Source organism: Eggerthella hominis (assembly GCF_014287365.1).
GTDB classification, from domain to species: Bacteria; Actinomycetota; Coriobacteriia; order Coriobacteriales; family Eggerthellaceae; genus Eggerthella; species Eggerthella guodeyinii.
In genome coordinates this window covers 95,424-116,866 of record NZ_JACOOA010000006.1, presented here as the reverse complement: position 1 = coordinate 116,866, position 21,443 = coordinate 95,424, and the positions used below count along the sequence as shown (strand labels likewise).

Here is a 21,443-nt window from a genome sequence, read left to right as displayed (position 1 = left end):
GAACGACGGAGAGCAACGGCTTTTGACATGAGCAAAGTATACTCGCGCAGCCGAACGATTCCCTGTCGGCACGGGAGCGCGTCGTCAACGTCCTGCGCCGCCGGCCCCGACGGCGATCCCGCGAAGGAGGCCCGCCCCGCAGAAGCGGCGTTTCGCGATTGACGCGAGCAACGCGAATGATTACGCTCTTGCACGGGGTTACCAAGCGTTGGGAATGAAGGATCATGGACGAACCGGAACGCAGCGACAAATCGTTCCTCGGCACCGAGCCGCTGGGGCGGCTCATGGTGCGCCTCGCCGTGCCCACCATCGTGGCGCAGGTCATCAACCTGCTGTACAACATCGTCGACCGCGTCTTCATCGGGCATATCGCGGGCGTGGGGACCGACGCGCTCACCGGCGTGGGCGTGGCCTTCCCGCTCATCATGCTGGTCAGCGCGTTCTCGGCCTTCGCGGGCGCGGGCGGCGCACCGCTGGCGTCCATCGCGCTCGGTCGCAGGGACGTGCAGCACGCGGAGCGCATCCTGCAGAACACCGTCGTGCTGCTGGCCCTGTTCGCCGTGGCGCTGCTCGTCGTCATCTACCCGCTGCGCGACCCGTTGCTGCTCATGTTCGGCGCGAGCGAGGCCACGCTTCCCTACGCCTCGTCCTACCTGGGCATCTACCTGACCGGCACGTTCTTCGTGATGGCGTACCTGGGCCTCAACCCCTTCGTGCTGGCGCAGGGCAACTCCAAGCGCGCGCTCGTGGCCATGGCGTCGGGCGCCGTGCTCAACATCGTGCTGGACCCGGTGTTCATCTTCGTGCTGGGCTGGGGCGTGCAGGGCGCGGCCGCGGCCAGCGTCATCGCCCAGGGCGTGAGCGCCGTCGTCACCGTGGCGTACTTCCGCAGCGCCGGCAGCGCCCTGCGCCTGAGCGCGCGGCTGGCGCGCCCGAGCGCCGCCATCGTGAAGAAGATCCTCGCGCTCGGCGGCGCGCCGTTCTTCATGCAGGCCACCGAGAGCCTCATCATCATCGTGCTCAACTCCACGCTGCAAGCCTACGGCGGCGACCTGCACGTGGCCGCCCTCACCATCCTGCAAAGCATGATGCAGCTGCTGTTCGTCCCCGTCCAAGGGCTCACGCAGGGCGTGCAGCCCATCATCAGCTACAGCTACGGGGCGCAGCTGTTCGACCGCGTGAAACGCGCCTGCAAGCGGCTGATCGGGGCGTCGTTCGCCTTCGAGGGCACCTGCGCGCTGCTCGTCATCCTGTTCCCCGCCGCGGTGGCGGGCGTCTTCACGAGCGACGCCCGGCTCGTGGGGCTCGTGGGCGACGTGGCGCCCGTCTTCTTCGCGGGCATGACGCTGTTCGGCATCCAGATGGCCGTCCAGTCCATCTTCATGGGGCTGGGGCAGAGCGCGCTCGCCCTCGTCGTGGCGTGCGTCCGCAAGATCGTGCTGCTCGTCCCGCTCGCGCTCGTGCTGCCGCATTTCCTGGGCGCCACGGGCGTCTACCTGGCCGAGCCCGTCTCCGACGTGCTGTCCGTCACGCTGTGCGCCACCCTGCTGCTGCTCAACTTCAAGAGGCTGCTCAGCGCGTCCGCGCTCGAGCAGGTCGGCTGAAGCGCGGCGCGCTAGCAGCGGCCGAACAGCTTGCCGAGGCCGCGATGCGGCTTCTCGGCCTTCCGCGCGTCGTCGCGGTCCGCCGCCAGCTCGTGCACGTCCACCTCACCCGAGGCGATGCGCAGCAGCAGCTTCGCGTCGCTCATCGAGTCCGATTCGCGCCGAGGTTCCGATCGCTTCGCCATACGCGGCACCGCCTTCCAACGAGAGCTTGTACTTGTTCGACACGAGGCGGTACCCGTCGCTCTCCGCCATGCGCTGCATCGAGGGGTTGTGGCTTTCGAGGTACAGCGCGTCCACGTTGAGCAGCGTCGCCAGCGACATCCAGATATCGAGCATCTGGCCCATGTAGCCGTGCCCCCGATGCGCGGCCGGCGTGTAGCAGCTCACGATGGTGGCGCTGCGCTCGCCCGCGCCGCACGCCTCGCCCGCCGAGCCGAGCGTGGGCAGCCGGTCGTTCATCTCGAGGCCCGACACCGACGCCACCTCGGCGCGGTCCTCGATGATGCCGAACAGGATGCGCGTGCCGAGGTTCCGCTCGAGGTACGCCTCCGTGGCCCGCCGGAACGCCCCGGCGTCGAAGGAGGGGTCCATGCCCCAGTACTCGAGCGACTGGGCGCACCGCAGATCGCTGATCAGGCCGATGTCCTCGCGGCGTGCGAAGCGGAACGACGAGTTGATCCGGCGCGCCTCCTGCAGCTGGCGGCACGTGCCCGCGCACGCCAGCTCCATCGGGCGGGCGAGCGCCGCATCGACGACGGCCGTCATGCCTGGCCGCCCTCGTCGCCGCACCCTCGACGCCCGCGGCGGTCGCGTCCGCGCGGGCCGAACGCGCCGCCGAGCCCGAACGGGAAGTCCTGCGGGCCGCCGCGCCCCGCGGGGCCGTCGGCGTTGCCGCGCATGAAGGAGAGCACCTCGTCGCGATGGCGGCGCGCCCGCTCGAGCGACTCGCGGCCGTCCTCGCCCATCGACTCCTCGAGCGCGGCGATCAGCCGATCGAGGTAGGCGGCCATCTGCTCCTGCTCCTCGTCGGTGAGGCACGAGAACGCCCCCGTCGGCGCGGCCTCCACCTGGTCGGCGTCGCGCCCCTTCTGGGTCAGCGTGACGAGCATGACGCGCTTGTCCTCCTCGGAGGGGTGGCGCTCCACGTAGCCGCCCTTCTCCAGCTTCGCCAGCATCTCGTTGAGCGACGAGACGCGGATGCCCAGCACGTGCGACAGGTCCTTCGTGCTGATATCGTCCTTGAGCTTGAGCATCGCGAGGATCCTGCCCTGCCCGCAGGAGGGGTCCACCACGGGGCCGGCCTCCGCGCGGACGCGGTGGCGCTGGCGTTGCAGCAGCCATTGCACCACCGTGAGCTTTTCGTACAGTTCCATGCTTCTATTCATAGCGTGCGTCCTTTCTCTGCGCGCCGTTAGTTCAACCGGTACCGTTTGAAAGATAAACCGGTGCCGGCAGAAAGTCAACACCCTTTCAACAGGTACCGGTTGAAACACGCGGTCCCCACAAGCGCCGCCCCCCTTCGTCCCGGCCGCCCCTTCCTACCGCACGGCAACGTTTCACCCGCCGTTTCCTGACGCCCGAGGCCGTTTTCTCACGTCTCGCCTACACCCTCCCAACGCGCCGTTTGCAGGAAAACGATTCGATGAGGGGGCGAATTATACTGCACGGCATCTACCCGCACGTACGCAAGGACACTCTATGAACATGACCACCCGATCCCATCCGGCGGCGCACGCCCGACGACTGCTCGTCGCGCTCGTCATCGCGCTGTCGGCCCTGGCCCTCGTGCTGCTGGCTCCTCCCCCCGCCCACGCGGAGGGATCGAAAGAGCTGGTCGCGCACGGCGGCTACCGTCCCTACACCGAACGATACAACGCCTCGACCGCCGGCGAGAGCCGGCTCACCGAGCTGTACGTGTACGTGAAGGAAGGGGAAACCGTCTCGTTCGGCACGAGCGTCAAAGACGCCGTGGCCCGGTTCACCAACGAGAAGATGGGCACGGATCTCTCCGACGCCGAACTGGCCGCGCTCAACCAGTGCGACATCGTCGTCTGCGACCCCGACTGGGTGCAGGAGCAGAAGGACAGCGCCGGCACCGGCAACTCGCACGCCTACCCCTACTTCCAAGGCGCGCGCGACACGCGCGTCACCACCTACGACGTGAACGGCGCCGCCACCGCCGACAGCGGGACCGCCGGCTACATCGGCAGCGTCGCGCGCGAGACGGGCGGCCCCACCGGCCCCGACGGCGACGGCTACGCGCCCCTCACGTTCACCGCGCAGAAGAGCGGCGTCTACCTGTTCAAGTTCTACTCGCAGTCGCTGTCCAGCCGCAACCCGCAGCCCTACCTCACCACCGACGACCGGGCCTTCACGTCGGCCGCGCAGGCCGGCGGCAGCGTCGCGGCCTGGGACATCACCGTGTCGAACGGCGACGGCGCGCAGAACGGCCGCGTGTTCACGCAGAAGCTGTTCCTCAACATGGGCAACAACTTCGACAAGGCGGGCATCCTCAAGTCGCACATGTTCGCCGTCACCGACGACAACTACCACTACGAGATCGACTTCAACGGCATGGACCCGTTCGGCTTCGTGTTCTTCGCCAACAACCGCGGCCTGCTCGACGGCTCGCTCGACGACCGCGCGGGTACGCGCTCGCTGTACCACTCGGTGCGCTCGCAGAACAACGCGCTGTCCGACCTGGCCGAGCACGGCGTCATCCTCAACAACGCGCCCACGAACGACCTCGACCGCACCTACAAGCTGTTCTTCAACAACCCCACCGACCCCGAGGTGCTGGCCGCGCTCGGCATCGCCACGCCCGACGGCGAGAACGCCATCAGCAACTTCACGTTCACCGGCAACCCCAGCCCCAACCCCGCCGCGCCCGAACTCAAGGCGAACGAGGGCTTCGTGGGCGAGGGCGGCACGTTCTCGTTCGACGTGGGCGACGTGGCGGCCACCTCGTACGAGATCACGCTGAGCTTCGGCGACAACAACACCGTGACGCTGTCGAACACGCTCGTGAAGAACGGCACGAACACCATCGCCTGGGACGGCCTCGACGCGAACGGCGTCAAGGTGCCCGCCGGCACGTACGACCTGAACAACGTCGCCATCAAGCTGAAGGGCGGCGAGGTGCACTTCCCGCTGCTCGACGTGGAGAACAACTACGACGGCGTGAAGATCCACCGCCTGGGAGCCGACGGCACGCCCGTGGACTCCACCGTGTACTACAACAACAGCTCCTCGAACGCCGGCGACGTCACGCCGCCGTGGAGCATGTCGAACTGGGCCGTGGCCGACACGCAGGACCACAGCGTGACGGGCGTGGACACGTCCTCCCAGGGCGCGATGGCCTATCAGAACCGCGCGGGCGACCAGACGGCGCTCGACATCTGGGCCTACCACGACACCCCCATCGTGCTGCAGAACTTCCAGTTCAAGCTCATGGACGTGCCCACGAAGCTCACCGTGCACAAGACGTGGGACCACGGCGCGAACCATGCCGCCCCGCTGCCCTCCTCCATCGACGTGGAGCTCTTGGCCGACGGCACGGTCATCGACACGCAGACGCTCACCGCGCCGACGGTCGGCGGCGAAGACGGGGGTACCTACACCTGGACCGGCCTCGACCCGAACAAGAGCTACACCGTCCGCGAGGCCAACGTGCCCGAGGGCTACCAGCCCTCCGAGGCCATCGCCGGCGACAACGACGAAGGCTGGTCCATCGAGCTGACGAACACCTACACCGGCAACGTGACCACCGTCGAGGTGGAGAAGCAGTGGAGCGGCACGCAGCCCCCCGCCGAGCTCCCCATCTCCGTCGTCGGGCGCGACGCCGCCGACAACGTGCAGTTCCGCCAGGACTTCGTGCTGAACGCCGGCAACAACTGGAAGGCCACCATCGACAACCTCACGCCCGACCAGCAGGCGCTGTGGTTCTCCATCGAGGAGACGCTGCCCGACGGCTACCGCCAGATCGGCGACGCGAACAAGCTCACGCCGAACGGCGACGGCACGTCCACCCTCTCGTTCACCATCACGAACCAGAAGGTGATCGACCTCACCGTAACGAAGGCGTGGGACGATGACGACAACAGCCAGGGCATCCGCCCGACCACCGTGGAGATGCAGCTGCTCAAGGACGGCCAGCCCTTCGGCGACCCGGTGATCCTCAGCGAGGAGAACAACTGGTCCTACACGTGGAAGGACCTCGTCGACGACGGTTCCTATTCCGCGTTCAAGGTGTACGAATCGTCCGACCTGGGCGAGTACACCTCCTCGGCCGACTCCCCCGACAACGCGGCCGACTTCACCGACGGCATGGCGACCGTCACGAACACCCTGCCGCCCACCATGTCGTTCACGGCGATGAAGCTGTGGGTGGGCACCCCGCTCGGAAGCACGCCCGCCAGCATCGACGTGCAGCTGTACCAGAACGGCGAGCCCTACGGCGACCCCGTCGCCCTGAACGGCACCGGCGGCTGGCAGCACACCTGGTTCGGTCTGCCCACGACCGACGCCAACGGCGACGAGGTAACGTACTACGCGCTCGAGACCGCCGTGCCGCCCGACTACGAGGCGAACATCACGAACAACGAGCACGAAGCGGTCATCACGAACACCTACACGGGCGGCGTGGCCTCCATCGTCGTGCAGAAGGAGTGGACGGGCACGCAGACGCCGGCCAGCATCGACGTTCGCGTAACCGGCACGAACGCTGCCGGCCAGCAGCAGTACGACTCGGGCGCGGTGACCCTCACCGCCGAGGGCGGCTGGCGCGCCGAGCTGCCCATCGCCGTCGGCATGCGCACCCTGACCTTCGACGTGTCCGAAGTCGTGCCCGAGGGCTACCGCCAGCTCGACTCGACGAGCAGCCTGTCCGAGGACGGCAAGACCCTCACGTTCACCCTCACGAACGAGAAGCTCATGGATCTCAAGGTGACGAAGGCCTGGGTCGACGGGGGCGACGCGTCGGGACAGCGCCCGGCAAGCGTGCAGATGCAGCTGCTCAAGGACGGCGCGCCCTTCGGCGACCTGGTCACCGTGGGCCCCGACACGAACTGGTCGTACCAGTGGAACGGCCTGGCCGACGACGGCAGCGTCTACACCGTGTACGAGACCACCGACCTGCCCGGCTACACCTCGGACGCGTCGTCCGCCGACAGCGCCGTGGGCTTCGAGAACGGCGAGGCCGTGATCACGAACGCCCTGATACCCACCACCTCGTTCACCGTCGCGAAGGAGTGGGTCAACGACTCCGACACCCCGCTGCCCGGCAGCGTGGACGTGCAGCTGTACCAGAACGGCGAGGCCTACGGCAGCGCCGTCACCCTCACCGAGGCCGGAGGCTGGCGCCACACCTGGACGGGCCTGCCCTCCCAGGGCATGACCTACACGGTCGACGAGGTGACCATGCCGCCGCAGTACACCTCCACCACCATGACCGACGAGAACGGCGCCACCATCACGAACACGTACACGGGCGGCGTGGCGCACGTGCTGGTGAAGAAGGACTGGCTCGGCGGGCAGGCGCCCGCAAGCCTCGACGTGCGCGTGACCGGCACGAACGCCGACGGCGAGCAGAAGTACGACTCGGGCACGGTGACGCTCTCCCCCGACAACGGCTGGAGCGCCGACCTGCCCATCGACGTGGGGATGCGCAACCTCTCGTTCGAGCTGTCCGAAGTGCTGCCCGACGGCTACCGGCAGATCGGCACGAGCACCACGCTGTCCGACGACGGCACCGTGCTCACGTTCTCGCTGCAGAACCAGAAGGTTACCAGCCTGACCGCCACCAAGGCGTGGGAGGACAACGACAACAGCCGCGGCTCCCGCCCGTCCAGCGTCAGCTTCCAGCTGCTCAAGGACGGCGTGCCCTACGGCCCGCACGTCATCGTCGACGCGAGCGGCGCCTGGTCGCACACCTGGACCGACCTGCCCGACGACGGGTCGGTGTACACGGTGTACGAGCCCGACGCCCTGCCGAAGTACGACTCCGACGCGCCCTCCATCGACGACGCGATCGGGTTCCCGGGCGGCAGCGCCACCATCACCAACCGCATCGTCGTGCCCACCACCTCGTTCTCGGTCGAGAAGACGTGGGTGAACGACTCCGACACCCCGCTGCCCGGCAGCGTGGAAGTGCAGCTGTTCCAGAACGGCCGCGCCTGGGGCGACCCGGTCACGTTGACCGAGGCCGACGGATGGCGCCACACCTGGACCGACCTGCCCGACGACGACACGACCTACACCGCCGAGGAGGTTGCCGTGCCTCCCGGATACGCCTCGTCCGTCACCACCGAGGACGGCGTGAGCACCATCACGAACACGTACACCGGCGGCGTGGCGCACATCGTGGTGAAGAAGGCCTGGACCGGCACCGCGACGCTCCCGACAAGCCTCGACGTGCGCGTGACCGGCACCGACAAGGACGGCCAGCAGCGCTACGACTCGGGCACGGTGACCCTCACCGCCGAGGGCGGCTGGCAGACCGAGCTGCCCATCGACGTGGGGATGCGCAACCTCGCGTTCACGGCCACCGAGACGGTGCCCGAAGGCTTCGAGCTGGTCAGCACCGAGAGCGCGCTGTCGGAGGACGGCACGACGCTCACCCTGACGTTGACCAACAAAGCCGACGAGCCGCCCGTCGAGCCGCCCGTCACCCCGGTCGAGCCGAACCCGCCCACCACGCCGGGCACCCCGCAGACGCCCGGCACGCCCGCGACGCCGGGCACGCCCGCCACGCCCACGAGCATCGGCGGCTCCCCCGTCGCCACCGGCGACGCGCTGGGCGGCGCGCTGGCGGCCCTGGCCGCGCTCGCGGCCGCCGCAGCCGGCACGCTGGCGGTAACCGTCCGCCGCCGCAAGACGCGCCGCAACTAGCGCGCCCCGCCCCAGCGCACGCATTCAGACGCAAAAAGCCCCGGTGGATCACCGGGGCTTTTTCGTGAACAGCGGCGTACGGCCGTCGCGTTGCCGGCGGCTGCAAGCCGCATCTCGTCGAGCGCGTTCGAGCCTTACGCCGCCTGAGCGGCCCTCAGCTGAACGTTGCACCACGCCTTGTCGGCAGCGAGCGTCGTCTTGCGGGCTTCCTCCTCGGAAATCCCGGCAAGCTTCTCCTCGATGGCGGCCAGCTGCTCGCGCACCTGCTCGACATCGATCGCGGACACCGGCAGGGCGCGGTCGGCCAGGATGATGACCTTGTCGTCCGTCACCTCGACGTAGCCGCCCTGCAGGGCGTAGCGCGCCACATCTCCGTCAGCGGTCGCCTTCACGCGCGCCTCGCCATCGGCAAGCACGGACACGAGCGGCGCATGGCCCTTCAGGAAGCCCATCTCGCCTTCAACGCCGGGCACGACGACGAGCTCGGCCTCTTCCGAGACCAGCTTCGCCACCGGCGTCACGATGTCGCACATGAACCCAGCCATTATGAAGCCTTCTTCATCTCTTCATACGCAGCGTAGACGTCCTCGATGGAGCCCTTCATGCGGAAGCACTGCTCGGGGATCTCGTCGCACTCGCCGTCGAGAATGGCGGCGAAGGAGCGGATCGTGTCCTCAAGCTTGACGTACTTGCCCGGCAGGCCCGTGAACTGCTCGGCCACGTGGAAGCACTGGCCGAAGAACTGCTGCGCCTTGCGGGCACGGTTCACGATCTTCTTCTGGTCCTCGGACAGTTCGTCCATGCCGAGGATGGCGATGATGTCCTGCAGGTCCTTGTAGTTCTGCAGCAGCTCCTGGATGCCCACGGCCACGCGATAGTGCTCGTCGCCGACGATCTGCGGGTCGAGCGCGCGGGAGGTGGACTCCAGCGGGTCGACGGCCGGGTAGATGCCCAGCTCGGAGATCGAACGGGACAGAACCGTCTTCGCGTCGAGGTGCGTGAACGTCGTGGCCGGCGCGGGGTCGGTCAAGTCGTCGGCGGGCACGTACACGGCCTGCACCGACGTGATGGAGCCGGTGGTCGTCGACGTGATGCGCTCCTGCAGGTCGCCCATCTCGGTGGCCAGCGTCGGCTGGTAACCCACGGCAGACGGCATACGGCCGAGCAGAGCGGACACCTCGGAGCCGGCCTGCGTGAAGCGGAAGATGTTGTCCACGAACAGCAGCACGTCCTGGCCCTGATCGCGGAAGTACTCCGCCTCGGTGAGGCCCGCCAGGCCGACGCGCAGACGCGCTCCCGGAGGCTCGTTCATCTGACCGTACACGAGGCAGGTCTTGTTGATAACGCCCGAGTCGCTCATCTCGAGGTAGAGGTCGGTACCCTCGCGGGTACGCTCGCCCACGCCCGTGAACACCGACGTGCCGCCGTGCTCCTGGGCCAGGTTGTTGATGAGCTCCTGGATGATAACGGTCTTGCCCACGCCGGCGCCGCCGAACAGGCCCGTCTTGCCGCCCTTGACGAAGGGCTCGACGAGGTCGATGGCCTTGATGCCGGTCTCGAAGATCTCGGTCGTCGTGGACAGCTCGTCGTAGTCCGGGGCCGGTCGGTGGATGGGCATGTAGCCCTGCACCTCGGGCATCGGCTTCTCATCGATGGGCTCGCCGATGACGTTCCAGATGCGGCCCAGGGTCTCGGGACCCACGGGCATCATGATCGGATGGCCCGTATCCACCACATCGAGGCCGCGGACGAGACCGTCCGTCGAGCTCATGGACACCGAGCGGACCAGGTTGCCCGGCAGGTGCGTCGCAACCTCGAGCACGAGGTGCAAGTCGCCCGCCAGGGTTTTCGCATCAACCGTCAGCGCGTTGTAAATCGCCGGCAGCTGATCAGGGGGGAACTCGACGTCGACAACGGGACCGACGATACGCACGATGCGTCCGACAGCGCCTTTGCTGGCCTCGATCTCCTCCTTCGTAAGTAATTGTTCAGCCATTTAATCCTCCAAAGCCGCTGCGCCACCGACGATCTCGGAAATCTCCGTCGTGATAGCGCCCTGGCGTACGCGGTTATACAGTCTAGTCAACGTTTCGATCACTTCGGTAGCGTTGTCCGTAGCCGACATCATGGCGTTGCGGCGCGCGCCCTGCTCGGCGGCTGCCGAGTCGATGAGCGCATGGTACAGCGTCGTACGCACATACGCCGGCAGCAAGCGGTCGAGAACGGCCTCGGCACTCGGCTCGAAGATCACGTCGCCCTCAAGCCTCGCATCGCCCTCGGACAGCTGCACGCCGTCGGCGGCAAGCTCGGCCTCGAGCGCAGTGGTGTCGACAGGCAGCACGAGCTCCTCGCGCAGCACCTGCTCGGCAGCGTTCTTCATGTGGTTGTACACGACGACCACTTCGTCGATCGTGCCGTTCTCGTACCCGTCGATGGCATACGCCGCAACGGAAGCGGCCTCCTCCATCGTCGGATCCGCAGAGAGGTCCGCGAACGCGAGCTTCGGCTCCACATTTCGGTAGGTGAAGTACCCGACGGCCTTCTTACCGCAGGCAACGATCTCGACGGACGCGCCTGCGGCCTGCTTTTCCTTCATGAGACGCTCGACGTGCCTGAGCACGTTGCTGTTGAAACCGCCGGCAAGACCGCGGTCCGACACGACCACGACGAACAGCACGTTCTTCACTTCGTCGTGCGTGCGCAACAGTGCGTTTTCGGAGCCACCTACACGCTTGGCAACGTTGGCCAACATTTCAACCATGGAATCGGCATACGGGGTCGCAGCCGTCACGCGCTCTCCAGCGCGACGGACTTTGGCACCCGCCACCATCTGCATGGTACGCGTAATCTGCTTCGTCGAAGAGACGGAGCCGATACGCCTTTCTATGTCGTGAAGGTTGGGCATAGTCTACCTGCCTTAGGAAACCGAAGGCGAGAACTGCAGCTTGAAAGCTTCAATCGCAGCGTTCAGGTCGGTTTCGATGGTGTCGGTAAACTTCTGCGCCTTCTCGAGCGCTTCGACGATCTCCGGCTTGGAAGCGTGGATGAAGTCGAGGAACTCGCCGCGGAAGCGGACGACGTCGGGCACGGGGATGTCGTCGAGGTAGCCATGCGCACCAGCGTAGATGGACATAGCCTGATCCATGACGGGCATCGGCACGTAACGACCCTGCTTCAACAGCTCGGTCATATGGGCACCGCGGTTCAGCTGATCCTGCGTGGACTTGTCCAGGTCGCTGCCGAACTGCGTGAACGCCTGCAGCTCGCGGTAGGACGCGAGGTCGAGGCGCAGCGTGCCGGCAACCTGCTTCATAGCCTTGACCTGCGCGGAGCCGCCGACGCGCGACACCGAGATGCCGACGTTGACCGCGGGGCGCTGGCCCTGGAAGAACAGGTCGGTGGACAGGAAGATCTGACCGTCCGTGATGGAGATGACGTTGGTCGGGATGTAGGCGGACACGTCGCCGGCCTGCGTCTCGATCATGGGCAGCGCCGTGAGCGAGCCCGCACCGTACTCGTCGGACATCTTGACCGCGCGCTCCAGCAAGCGGGAGTGCAGGTAGAAGATGTCGCCCGGGTAGGCTTCGCGTCCCGGCGGGCGGCGCAGCGTCAGCGACATCTGGCGGTAGGCCACGGCCTGCTTGGACAGGTCGTCGTAGATGCACAGCACGTGGCGGCCCGGGTTCTCGGCCGTGGCCGGCTGGCCGTCCTCGCCGTTGTACATGAAGTACTCGCCGATTGCGGCACCCGCCATCGGGGCGATGTACTGCAGCGGCGCGGAGTCGGACGCGGAGGCGTTCACGATGATCGTGTACTCCATCGCGCCATGCTTCTCCAGCGTCTCCACCAGGCCGGCAACCGTGGATGCCTTCTGGCCGATGGCGACGTAGATGCAGATCATATCCTTGCCCTTTTGGTTGATGATGGCATCAACCGCGATGGACGTCTTGCCGGTCTGGCGGTCGCCGATGATCAGCTCGCGCTGGCCGCGACCGATGGGGATCATCGAGTCGATGGCCAGGATGCCGGTTTGCATCGGCTCCTCGACGGGCTGGCGCTGAATGACGCCGGGGGCCTTGAACTCCACCGGGCGCATGCCGTCGGCTTTGATGGGGCCCTTGCCGTCGATCGGCAGGCCGAGCGGGTTCACCACGCGGCCGAGCATCTCTTTGCCCGAGGGGATCTCCACGATACGACCGGTCGTCTTGACCTGATCGTTTTCCTTGATTGCGGTGACGTCACCAAGCAACACGGCGCCGACTTCGTCCTCTTCGAGGTTCTGGGCCATACCGTAGACGGTCTGGCCGTTGGAACCCACGAACTCGAGGAGCTCGCCCGCCATGGCGTCTTTGAGACCGTCGACGCGCGCAATGCCGTCGCCGATCTGGATGACGGTTCCGACTTCGCGAGACTCGACGCTCGTATTGAGGGCATCAAGCTGCTTGCGCAGTGCATCGTCAATAGACTGTGCGGTGATTTCAGTCACTAGCATTCACCTCCATCTGTTGATAGTTTGAGCACGTTGCGAGCGCTTTCCAACTGCGACAGGACGCTGGCGTCGATTCGCTTGCCGTTGGCGCTCATCAATATGCCGCCGAGCAGGGACGGGTCGATGTGCTCGCGCAACACGACGTTCGTTCCCAGGTCGGCCTCAGCTTTCTTCGTAATGACCTCGCGCAGATGATCGTCCAGGTCGACGACGGTCGTGACGTCGACGACGGTGACGTTCAGCTTCTGTTCGAGCTGTTCTCCATAGCTGGCCCATACGCGCGACAGCAACGCGAAGTCCCCGCGCTCGGCCATGACGGCCAGAACGTCGACGAGGACGGGGTTGCATGATGCGAACAGGTTGCGCACCAGCTGACCCCTCTGCTCGGGCGTATAGGAGCTGTCCTCCAAGGCGTCGGAGAGATCCATGTTCGAACGTGCGATGCGCATGATGCGCTCGGCCTGGTCGCGGACCTCGAGCACGGCGTCCTGACCGCCTGCTTCGTATGCGCCGTCCAACAGAACGGACGCATACGTCGCGACCTTCTCTTTGAGAATTTGGCGGTTAGTTGGCATTGAAACTGCCCGCCTCGTTCACGTAGCGCTCGATGATCTTGCGGTGCTCGGCGTCGTCGAGATCCTCGCCGATCAGGCGGGACGCAACGGCGACGGACAGGTCGGCAACCGAGCCCTGGAGCTCGGAGATGGCGGCCTTCTTCTCCGCTTCGATGGCGTTGTGCGCCTTGTCGATCATCGCGGTGGCCTCGGACTGCGCCTTGTCGGTGATGTCGGCCTTCACGGCCTCGCCCGTCTTCTTCGCATCGGCGACGATCTGGGCGGCCTGGGTCTTGGCATCCTCCAACTGGCGTTTGTATTCCTCAAGCACGCGCTCGCTTTCGACGCGAGCCTGCTCGGACTTCTCAAGGGAATCCTTGATGGTCATCTCGCGCTTCTCCAGCATGGCCTCGAACTTCGGCCAACCGAACTTGGCCAGAACGATCCAAAGCAGGATGAAGATCACGAGCATGGGGATGAACTCCGCCATGTCGGGCAGGATGGCGCTCAGGCCGCCCGATGACTCTTCTTCAGCCGCGAACGCGAGCGCAGGGAAAGCAAACGTCATGCCGGCGCCGGCAAGCGCGGCAAGCCCGATGCGGGCCGATGTTTCTTTCGCTTTAGCTTTCACGTACGTTACCTCCTTGTAAGCCTTATACGGCACGGTATCCGAATGAGGCTTGTTACACGATGAAGGTAAGCACGAAGCCGATGAGGCCCAGGGCCTCGGCGAGAGCGGCACCGATGATGAAGTTCGTGAACAGACGACCCTGCAGTTCGGGCTGGCGAGCGGTCGCAACGCAGCAGCCGTAGCAGGCGATGCCGATGCCCAGGCCAGGGCCGATGGTCGACAGGCCGTAGCCCACGAGCTTCAAAGCCGCAAGAGCGAGTGTAATTTCCACAGTTTCCTCCTTTTACCGTTCTCGGGCTTTTCCCGAGAACCATGGACACCTTCTATGTCAACCAGCCGTGGAATAGCCGGCTAAACACCTAACGTTTCCCGCGCTTGGGCGCGAGGGGCCTCGATCGCGACCTAGTGGTCGGACGTGGCCAGGCCGATGTACACCGCGCTGAGGATGGTGAACACGTAGGCCTGCAGGAACGCCACCAGCACTTCCAGCGCGTACATCGCGAACAGGAACAGCATCCACGCGATGGAGACGCCGCCGACGGCAACGCCCGCGCCCTGGATGGCGGAGCCGATGAACACGCTGGTGAGCAGCGCGAAAATGCCGAGGACCATGTGGCCGGCGAACATGTTGCCGTAGAGTCGAACGGCCAGCGTGAGCACGCGCAGCACGGTGGAGAACAGCTCGAGGAACCACACGATGGGAACCATCGGCAGCGGCAGGCCGGCCGGAGCGAACGACTTGAGGTAGCCGCCAAGGCCCTTCGCCTTGATGCCCCAGAAGATGAAGTAGATGAACGAGATGGCCGAGAGCGCCCAGGTGATGCTGATGGACCCCGTGGGGGTCTTGCAGCCCGGGATGAGGCCCACGAAGTTGCTGATCAGGATGAAGAAGAACAGCGTGGCCAGGAACGGCAGGTGCTTCTTGTAGCCGTGGCCGATGGCGCTTTCGCCCATGTCCTTCTTCACGAACTCGTAGCCGTACTCCACCATGTTGGTGAACTTGTTCGTGGGGATGATCGTGAGGCGCTTGCTGGCCGCGAGCACGACGACGAGCGTGATGAGGAAGCAGATGAGCATCCACAGCACGTACTGCGTCATGCCGAACGACCCCGACCCGAACACGAAGGCGGAATCGAAAGAATGCTGCAGGTGGGGTACCTGTTCCGCTAGGGATTCAAGAGGATTCACGTGTCTTTACCTTTCCATCTTACTTCCGCACGAGATTGCTGACGCCGAACCCGATAGCCGCGACGGAAAGAGCCACGACCTCGGCAAGAACAAAGGGCAGGACGAATTCGCGCGCAAGCAGCGCGCAGGCGATAGCCGTAACGAAAAGCACAGCGACGGAGAGCAGCACACCCAAAAGAAGGGCACCGGCGTGCCCCAGGTTGCTGGTATCGGTCACTCGTCTCGTCATGCGCAAACCGGCGAACAGCGGAGCGAACCCCGCGATGCCTGCAAGCGCCCCCAGTACAATAGCTAGTGCCATGTCCCACTTTCTTCTTGACCGTCGAGCGCACACGCGCGCATCCATACCAAGCCACGACGTATGATAACGGAACTTCACGTTTGTCCAACGTCGAGGTTACAAAAAGTTACAAAAATAGGGTGAGTGGAGGAATAAACCGGTCAAAAAACTGCATAAAGCTCGCGTGAACGGTGAGCGAAACCGTATAAAAGGCGGGCGGAGCGCGGGCGGGCGGCCGCGGAGGGCGCCGGGGACGCCTTCGGGCGCCCTCCCCTACAGGTCGAACACGCGCAGCTTCATGCCCGCCTCCTCGAGCATGGACATGGCCAGCTCGTCGGGATACGGGTTCTGGTAGACGATCTCCTCGATGCCGGCGTTGATGAGCATCTTGGCGCACACGACGCACGGCTGCGTGTTGATGTAGATGGACGCGCCCGTGATGTTGATGCCGTAGCGCGCCGCCTGGATGATGGCGTTCTGCTCGGCGTGCAGGCCGCGGCAGATCTCGTGGCGCTGCCCGCTGGGCACACCGAGCTGAGAGCGCAGGCAGCCGGTCTCGGCGCAGTGGCGCATGCCCGTGGGCACGCCGTTGTAGCCGGTGGCCAGGATGCGACGGTCCTTCACGATGACCGCCCCCACGGCGCGGCGCATGCAGGTGGTGCGGGTGGCCACCTCGTTCGCCAGCGTCATGAAGTACTCGTCCCAGCTGGGGCGCTTGTCAAGCAAAGGCTCGGTTGTCGTTTCCATGGGCATCCCGTCTCTCGGTTCAAGCTTCCTACGGCGCGGGGCGGCGCGTGCGGCTCGCGGAACAGAGGCCGGCGCCGTGAAAGGGCGCCGGCCCCGGCGCGCTACTTCGTGCCGAAGATCCTGTCGCCGGCGTCGCCGAGGCCGGGGACGATGTAGGCGTGATCGTTCAGGCACTCGTCGATGGCGCAGGTGTAGATCTGCACGTCGGGATCGGCCGCGAGCACGGCCTCGATGCCGACCGGCGCCGCCACGAGCACGACGAGCTTGACGTTCTTCACGCCCTGCTGGCGCAGGTAGTGGATGGCCGCCGTGGCCGAACCGCCCGTGGCCAGCATCGGGTCCACCACGAGCACGCTGCGCTGGGCGATGCTGTCGGGCAGCTTCGCGTAGTACTCGTGCGGCTCGTGCGTGTCGGGGTCGCGGTACATGCCGAGGTGGCCGACGAACGTGGAGGGCATGAGCTCCTGCAGCCCCTCCACCATGCCGAGGCCGGCGCGCAGGATGGGGACGATGACCATCTTCTTGCCCGCCACCTGCTTGCACGTGGTCTTGCAGATGGGCGTTTCCACCTCGACGTCCTCGAGCGCCAGGTCGCGCGTGGCCTCGTAGCCCTCGAACATGGCCAGCTCGCGCACGAGCGCGCGGAAATCCTTCGAGGACGTGTTCTTGTTGCGCAGCTTGGACAGCTTGTGCTGGACCATCGGATGGTCGACGACGGTGACGCGGTCGTAGTGCATGGGCGAGGCCTTCTTTCTTGCGGTCTGGTTCCTGTTCGGTTCTAGTAGTCGAGCTCGGGGTAGAGCGGGTGGGCGGCCAGCAGGGCGTCGGCCTTGGCGCGCACGTCGGCGAGCTTCGCGTCATCGGCGGCGTTGAACACCGTGGCGGCGATGAGCTGCCCCACCTCGTAGAAGTCGTCGGCCGTGAAGCCGCGCGTGGTGGCGGCGGCGGAGCCCACGCGGATGCCGCTCGTGACGAACGGGCTGCGCGGCTCGTTGGGGATGGAGTTCTTGTTCACCGTGAGGCCCACGCTCTCGAGCAGCCTCTCGGCGTCCTTGCCCGTGACGTCGGCGGCCGTGAGGTCGACGAGGCACAGGTGGTTGTCGGTGCCGCCGGACACGAGGCGCAGGCCGCCGTCCATCATGCCCTGGCCGAGCGTGCGGGCGTTCTCCACCACGTGGTCGATGTACTCTTTGTAGGCGGGCTGCTGGGCCTCGCCGAACGCGATGGCCTTGCCGGCGATGACGTGCATGAGCGGGCCGCCCTGCGCGCCGGGGAACACGGCCTTGTCGATCTTCTTGGCGATGTCCTCGTCGTTGGACAGGATGAAGCCGCCGCGCGGGCCGCGCAGCGTCTTATGGCTCGTGGACGTCACGACGTCGGCGTGCGGCACGGGGCTCGGGTGCGCGCCCGTGGCCACGAGGCCGGCGATGTGGGCCATGTCCACCATGAAGTACGCGCCCACCTCGTGCGCGATGGCGGCCATGCGCTCGAAGTCGATGACGCGCGGGTAGGCGCTCGCGCCGCCCACGAGGAGCTTCGGGCGGACGTCCTTGGCGATGCGCTCCACCTCGTCGTAGTCGATGGTCTCGGTCTCGGGATCGAGGCCGTAGGCGGCGAAGTTGTAGAAGCGCCCCGAGAAGTTCACCGGCGAGCCGTGCGTGAGGTGGCCGCCCTGGTCGAGGCTCATGCCCAGCACCGTGTCGCCCAGCTCGAGCAGCGCGGCGTACGCGCCGAAGTTCGCGTTCGCGCCGCAGTGGGGCTGCACGTTCGCGAAGTTCGCGCCGAACAGCTCGCAGGCGCGGTCGCGCGCGAGGTCCTCCACGAGGTCGACCTTCTCGCAGCCGCCGTAGTAGCGCTTGCCGGGATAGCCCTCGGCGTACTTGTTCGTGAGCACGCTGCCCACGGCCTCCATGACGGCGGGCGACGTGAAGTTCTCCGAGGCGATGAGCTCGATGGAGTCGCGCTCGCGGGCGAGCTCCTGGCGCATCGCGTCGGCGACGGCCGGATCGGTCTGGGGTACGTACTGGAGGGCCATGGGCGGTTCCTTTCGATGAGTACGAAGCGAAGTGATCATGCTAGCACAGGACGGCGGGCGCACGGCCCGCCCGGTTATTCGTTCTCGAGAGCGGCGATCTTCTCCACGCGACCTGCGTGGCGCCCGCCGCCGAAGGCGGTGCTGACGAAGGCGTCGAGGATCTCGCGGTTCGTGGGCTCGTCGACGAAGCGGCCCGACACGGCGACGACGTTCGCGTCGTTGTGCTCGCGCGCGAGGGCGGCGAACAGCGGGCTGGTGACGTTGGCGGCGCGGATGCCGTCGATCTTGTTGGCGGCCACGGCCATGCCGATGCCCGTGCCGCACACGAGCACGCCGCGCTCGGCGGCGCCGTCCACCACGTCGTGCGCGACGAGCGCGGCGTAGTCGGGGTAGTCCACGCGGTCGTCGCAGTCGGGGCCGCGGTCGATCACGTCATGGCCCTGCGAGGCCAGGTAGTCGACGAGCGCCTGCTTCTGCTCGAACCCCGCATGGTCGCTTGCAATGCTGATCTTCATCGATTCGTCCTTTCGTTAGCTCATCGTGCGCTCGACGGCGCGCTTCCAGCCCTCGAGCAGTTTCTCGTGGCGCTCGTCTTCCATGCCGGGCTCGTAGATCGCGTCCGACGAGCGCAGGGCGCGCAGGCTGTCGGCGTCCTTCCAGAACCCGGTTGCCAGGCCCGCGAGGAACGCGGCGCCGAGCGCGGTCGTCTCGGCGTTCTGGGGCCGGCGCAGCGGCGTGCGCAGGATGTCGCTTTGGAACTGCATGAGGAAATCGTTCGCGGACGCGCCGCCGTCCACGTTGAGCACGCTGAGCGGCACGCCGGCGTCGGCCTCCATGGCCACCGCGAGGTCGCGCACCTGGTACGCGAGCGACTCGAGCGCGGCGCGCACGATGTGCGCCCGGCCGGTGCCGCGCGTGAGCCCGTAGATGGCGCCGCGCGCCTCGGCGTCCCAGTACGGCGCGCCCAAACCGGTGAACGCGGGCACCACGTACACGCCGTCGGTGCCGTTCACGCTGCGGGCGATGGCCGAAGTGTCGGCCACGTCGTCGATGATGCCCAGGTCGTCGCGCAGCCACTGCATGAGCGCGCCCGCCATGAACACGCTGCCCTCGAGCGCGTACTCGGGGCCCGCGCCGGGGCCCGACGCGGCGATGGTGGTGACGAGGTTGTGCGTGGAGCGGCACGCCTCGCCGCCCGTGTGCATGAGCAGGAAGCAGCCGGTGCCGTACGTGTTCTTCGCCTGGCCCGGCTCGAAGCAGCACTGCCCGAACAGGGCCGCCTGCTGGTCGCCCGCCACGCCGCAGATGGGCACGTTCGGCACGATGCCGGCGCTGGCGGTGCGGCCGAACTCGCCCGACGAGGGACGCACGTCGGGAAGCATGGACGCGGGGATGCCGAACAGGTCGAGCAGCCAGGGGTCCCATGCGAGCTCGTGGATGTCGAACAGCATGGTGCGGCTGGCGTTCGTCACGTCGGTGGCGTGCACGCGGCCCTGCGTGAGCATCCAGATGAGCCACGTGTCGACGGTGCCGAAGGCCAGCTTGCCGGCCTCGGCGTCGGCGCGGGCGCCCTCCACGTGGTCGAGAATCCACTTGATCTTGCTGGCGGAGAAGTAGGCGTCGGGCACGAGACCCGTCTTGTCGACGATGGTGCGCGCCACCTGCGGATCGGCCGTCAGCTCGTCGATGATGGGCGCCGTGCGGCGGCACTGCCACACGATGGCGTTCATCACGGGCTCCCCCGTTTCGCGGTTCCACACCACGGTGGTCTCGCGCTGGTTCGTGATGCCGATGCTGTCGATGTCCTCCGAGCCGAGGTTGTGCGCCACCAACAGCTCGGTGAGCGCTCCCAGCTGCGACGACAGGATGTCGCGCGGGTCGTGCTCGACCCACCCGGGTTGCGGATAGAGCTGGGGAAACGGGTTCTGCACCGCATCGACGACGCACCCGCGCGCGTCGACGAGCATGGCGCGCGACGAGGTGGTTCCCTGGTCGAGCGCTACGACGTACTTTGGCATGCATGCTCCTCAATCCAATCGACCGTCTCAGTATAAACCTGAGCCCGCCCCGGTTCGTTGAGGATTTCGTGGCGCATGCCCTCGTACAGCTTCACCTCCACATCCTGCACACCGGCGCGGCGCAGCAGGTCGGCCGCCGCCCGCACGCCCTTGCCGCAACCGCCCACCGGGTCCTCGGCGCCGGAGACGAACAGCACGGGCAGGTCCTTCGGCACCTTCGCCGCGCACGACGGCGACACCACCTCGCCCGTCAGGTCGGTGAGCGTGGCGTAGCCGCCGACGGAGAACAGGGCGCCGCACAGCTCGTCGGCGATGTAGGCGTCCACGACGGCCGGGTCGGTGGATATCCAGTCGTGCGGCGTGCGCGGGTTCTCGACCTGCTTGGCGTACGCGCCCACGCCCATGTTGTCCAGGAGCGTGCTGCGGTAGTCGGGCCCCTTCGTCTTCGCGAGGAAGCGCGCCAGCGCGTTGCCGGCCTTCGACAGGACGAGGGGCTGCTGGCCCGTGCCGCAGATGACGGCCGCCGCCACGTCCTCGCCGTAGCGGGCCAAGTAGGCGCGCGTGACGAAGCTGCCCATGGAGTGGCCGAACATGATGTAGGGCGTCTGGCGCGAGTAGCGGGCGGTGACGGTCTTGCGCAGCTCGTGGACGTCCTCGATGAGGATCTCCTTGCCGTCCGGCGGCAGGCAGCCCAGCTCGTCTGCGGAGGCCACGCTCTTGCCGTGGCCGATGTGGTCGGCGGCGCACACCACGAAGCCGCGCCCCACGAGGAAGCGCGCGAACTCGTCGTAGCGCCCCACGTGCTCGACCATGCCGTGGACGATCTGCACGACGCCGCGCGGAGCCGTGCGGCGGCGGCTTCCCCGCGCCTGCGCCTGCTCCCACACGAGGCCTTTGATGGTGGACGTTCCGTCATGGGACAAAAAACCGATCGGCGCGACTGCAACCTCTGTATCCATATGATCCCCTCCCCAGGAGTTTTATCCCATTATACCCGCACGGGGAA

Annotated in this window: 20 protein-coding genes; 2 read left to right on the top strand and 18 right to left on the bottom strand. The window is 66.7% G+C overall.

The annotated features are described in order from the left end of the window. Nucleotides 1-224 precede the first annotated feature (224 nt). Nucleotides 225-1,604, top strand: a complete 1,380-nt coding sequence (locus H8S61_RS13335) for an MATE family efflux transporter (protein ID WP_186939315.1) — start codon at nt 225-227, stop codon at nt 1,602-1,604. A gap of 11 nt (nt 1,605-1,615) precedes the next feature. On the opposite strand, the gene H8S61_RS17510 is transcribed toward H8S61_RS13335, so the two are convergent. Genes H8S61_RS17510 through H8S61_RS13325 form a run of 3 tightly spaced genes read right to left on the bottom strand, consistent with a single transcriptional unit; the run spans nt 1,616 to nt 2,980 of the window. Beyond that, nucleotides 1,616-1,750, bottom strand: coding sequence for a hypothetical protein (locus H8S61_RS17510; protein WP_255466617.1), 135 nt, complete (start codon nt 1,748-1,750; stop codon nt 1,616-1,618). After that, complete coding sequence (locus H8S61_RS13330) at nt 1,710-2,372, bottom strand: GNAT family N-acetyltransferase (RefSeq protein WP_160943134.1); 663 nt, start codon at nt 2,370-2,372, stop codon at nt 1,710-1,712. Before H8S61_RS13330 ends, H8S61_RS17510 begins: the two co-directional genes overlap by 41 nt. Beyond that, nucleotides 2,369-2,980 carry a MarR family winged helix-turn-helix transcriptional regulator gene (locus H8S61_RS13325; protein WP_186939314.1) on the bottom strand — a complete coding sequence of 204 codons (612 nt, stop codon included), beginning with the start codon at nt 2,978-2,980 and terminating at the stop codon, nt 2,369-2,371. The genes H8S61_RS13330 and H8S61_RS13325 overlap by 4 nt, the downstream gene beginning before the upstream one ends. 325 nt (nt 2,981-3,305) lie before the next feature. Between H8S61_RS13325 and H8S61_RS17635 the strand changes: the two genes are divergently transcribed. Further along, nucleotides 3,306-8,495, top strand: a complete 5,190-nt coding sequence (locus tag H8S61_RS17635; RefSeq protein WP_186939313.1) for a Cna B-type domain-containing protein — start codon at nt 3,306-3,308, stop codon at nt 8,493-8,495. A 134-nt stretch (nt 8,496-8,629) separates the two neighbouring features. Here the strand turns inward: H8S61_RS17635 and atpC are convergent, their stop codons facing one another. The 15 genes from atpC to H8S61_RS13245 form a co-directional block, all read right to left on the bottom strand. After that, complete coding sequence (gene atpC, locus H8S61_RS13315; protein ID WP_186939312.1) at nt 8,630-9,040, bottom strand: ATP synthase F1 subunit epsilon; 411 nt, start codon at nt 9,038-9,040, stop codon at nt 8,630-8,632. Further along, on the bottom strand, nt 9,040-10,491 hold the full coding sequence (gene atpD, locus H8S61_RS13310; protein ID WP_160943138.1) for a F0F1 ATP synthase subunit beta: 1,452 nt from the start codon (nt 10,489-10,491) through the stop codon (nt 9,040-9,042). The genes atpC and atpD overlap by 1 nt, the downstream gene beginning before the upstream one ends. After that, nucleotides 10,492-11,400, bottom strand: a complete 909-nt coding sequence (gene atpG / locus H8S61_RS13305; protein WP_154334243.1) for an ATP synthase F1 subunit gamma — start codon at nt 11,398-11,400, stop codon at nt 10,492-10,494. Between the two features lie 12 nt (nt 11,401-11,412). After that, nucleotides 11,413-12,981, bottom strand: a complete 1,569-nt coding sequence (gene atpA / locus H8S61_RS13300) for a F0F1 ATP synthase subunit alpha (RefSeq protein ID WP_160943160.1) — start codon at nt 12,979-12,981, stop codon at nt 11,413-11,415. Beyond that, nucleotides 12,981-13,559, bottom strand: coding sequence for an ATP synthase F1 subunit delta (atpH, locus tag H8S61_RS13295; protein WP_154334245.1), 579 nt, complete (start codon nt 13,557-13,559; stop codon nt 12,981-12,983). The genes atpA and atpH overlap by 1 nt, the downstream gene beginning before the upstream one ends. Further along, nucleotides 13,549-14,169 carry a F0F1 ATP synthase subunit B gene (atpF, locus tag H8S61_RS13290; protein ID WP_160943139.1) on the bottom strand — a complete coding sequence of 207 codons (621 nt, stop codon included), beginning with the start codon at nt 14,167-14,169 and terminating at the stop codon, nt 13,549-13,551. The genes atpH and atpF overlap by 11 nt, the downstream gene beginning before the upstream one ends. A gap of 52 nt (nt 14,170-14,221) precedes the next feature. Further along, nucleotides 14,222-14,440: an ATP synthase F0 subunit C gene (gene atpE / locus H8S61_RS13285; protein WP_009304825.1), complete on the bottom strand. Its 219-nt coding sequence runs from the start codon at nt 14,438-14,440 to the stop codon at nt 14,222-14,224. Nucleotides 14,441-14,571: 131 nt separating this feature from the next. Further along, the gene (gene atpB / locus H8S61_RS13280; RefSeq protein WP_160943140.1) at nt 14,572-15,357 is read right to left on the bottom strand and encodes a F0F1 ATP synthase subunit A; all 786 of its coding nucleotides are present in this window, start codon (nt 15,355-15,357) and stop codon (nt 14,572-14,574) included. 19 nt (nt 15,358-15,376) lie between these two features. Next, complete coding sequence (locus tag H8S61_RS13275; RefSeq protein WP_154334246.1) at nt 15,377-15,658, bottom strand: hypothetical protein; 282 nt, start codon at nt 15,656-15,658, stop codon at nt 15,377-15,379. Nucleotides 15,659-15,910: 252 nt separating this feature from the next. Further along, nucleotides 15,911-16,384, bottom strand: a complete 474-nt coding sequence (locus H8S61_RS13270) for a deoxycytidylate deaminase (RefSeq protein WP_154334247.1) — start codon at nt 16,382-16,384, stop codon at nt 15,911-15,913. 101 nt (nt 16,385-16,485) lie between these two features. Then, nucleotides 16,486-17,121 carry a uracil phosphoribosyltransferase gene (gene upp, locus H8S61_RS13265; RefSeq protein WP_154334248.1) on the bottom strand — a complete coding sequence of 212 codons (636 nt, stop codon included), beginning with the start codon at nt 17,119-17,121 and terminating at the stop codon, nt 16,486-16,488. 41 nt (nt 17,122-17,162) lie between these two features. Then, nucleotides 17,163-18,419 carry a serine hydroxymethyltransferase gene (glyA, locus tag H8S61_RS13260; protein WP_160943143.1) on the bottom strand — a complete coding sequence of 419 codons (1,257 nt, stop codon included), beginning with the start codon at nt 18,417-18,419 and terminating at the stop codon, nt 17,163-17,165. Nucleotides 18,420-18,493: 74 nt separating this feature from the next. Next, a complete protein-coding gene (gene rpiB, locus H8S61_RS13255; RefSeq protein ID WP_154334250.1) occupies nt 18,494-18,934 on the bottom strand; it encodes a ribose 5-phosphate isomerase B in 441 nt (146 codons plus the stop codon). 15 nt (nt 18,935-18,949) lie between these two features. Beyond that, nucleotides 18,950-20,437, bottom strand: coding sequence for a glycerol kinase GlpK (gene glpK, locus H8S61_RS13250; protein ID WP_186939309.1), 1,488 nt, complete (start codon nt 20,435-20,437; stop codon nt 18,950-18,952). Further along, nucleotides 20,419-21,396 carry an alpha/beta hydrolase gene (locus tag H8S61_RS13245; RefSeq protein ID WP_160943145.1) on the bottom strand — a complete coding sequence of 326 codons (978 nt, stop codon included), beginning with the start codon at nt 21,394-21,396 and terminating at the stop codon, nt 20,419-20,421. Before H8S61_RS13245 ends, glpK begins: the two co-directional genes overlap by 19 nt. Nucleotides 21,397-21,443: the final 47 nt, after the last annotated feature.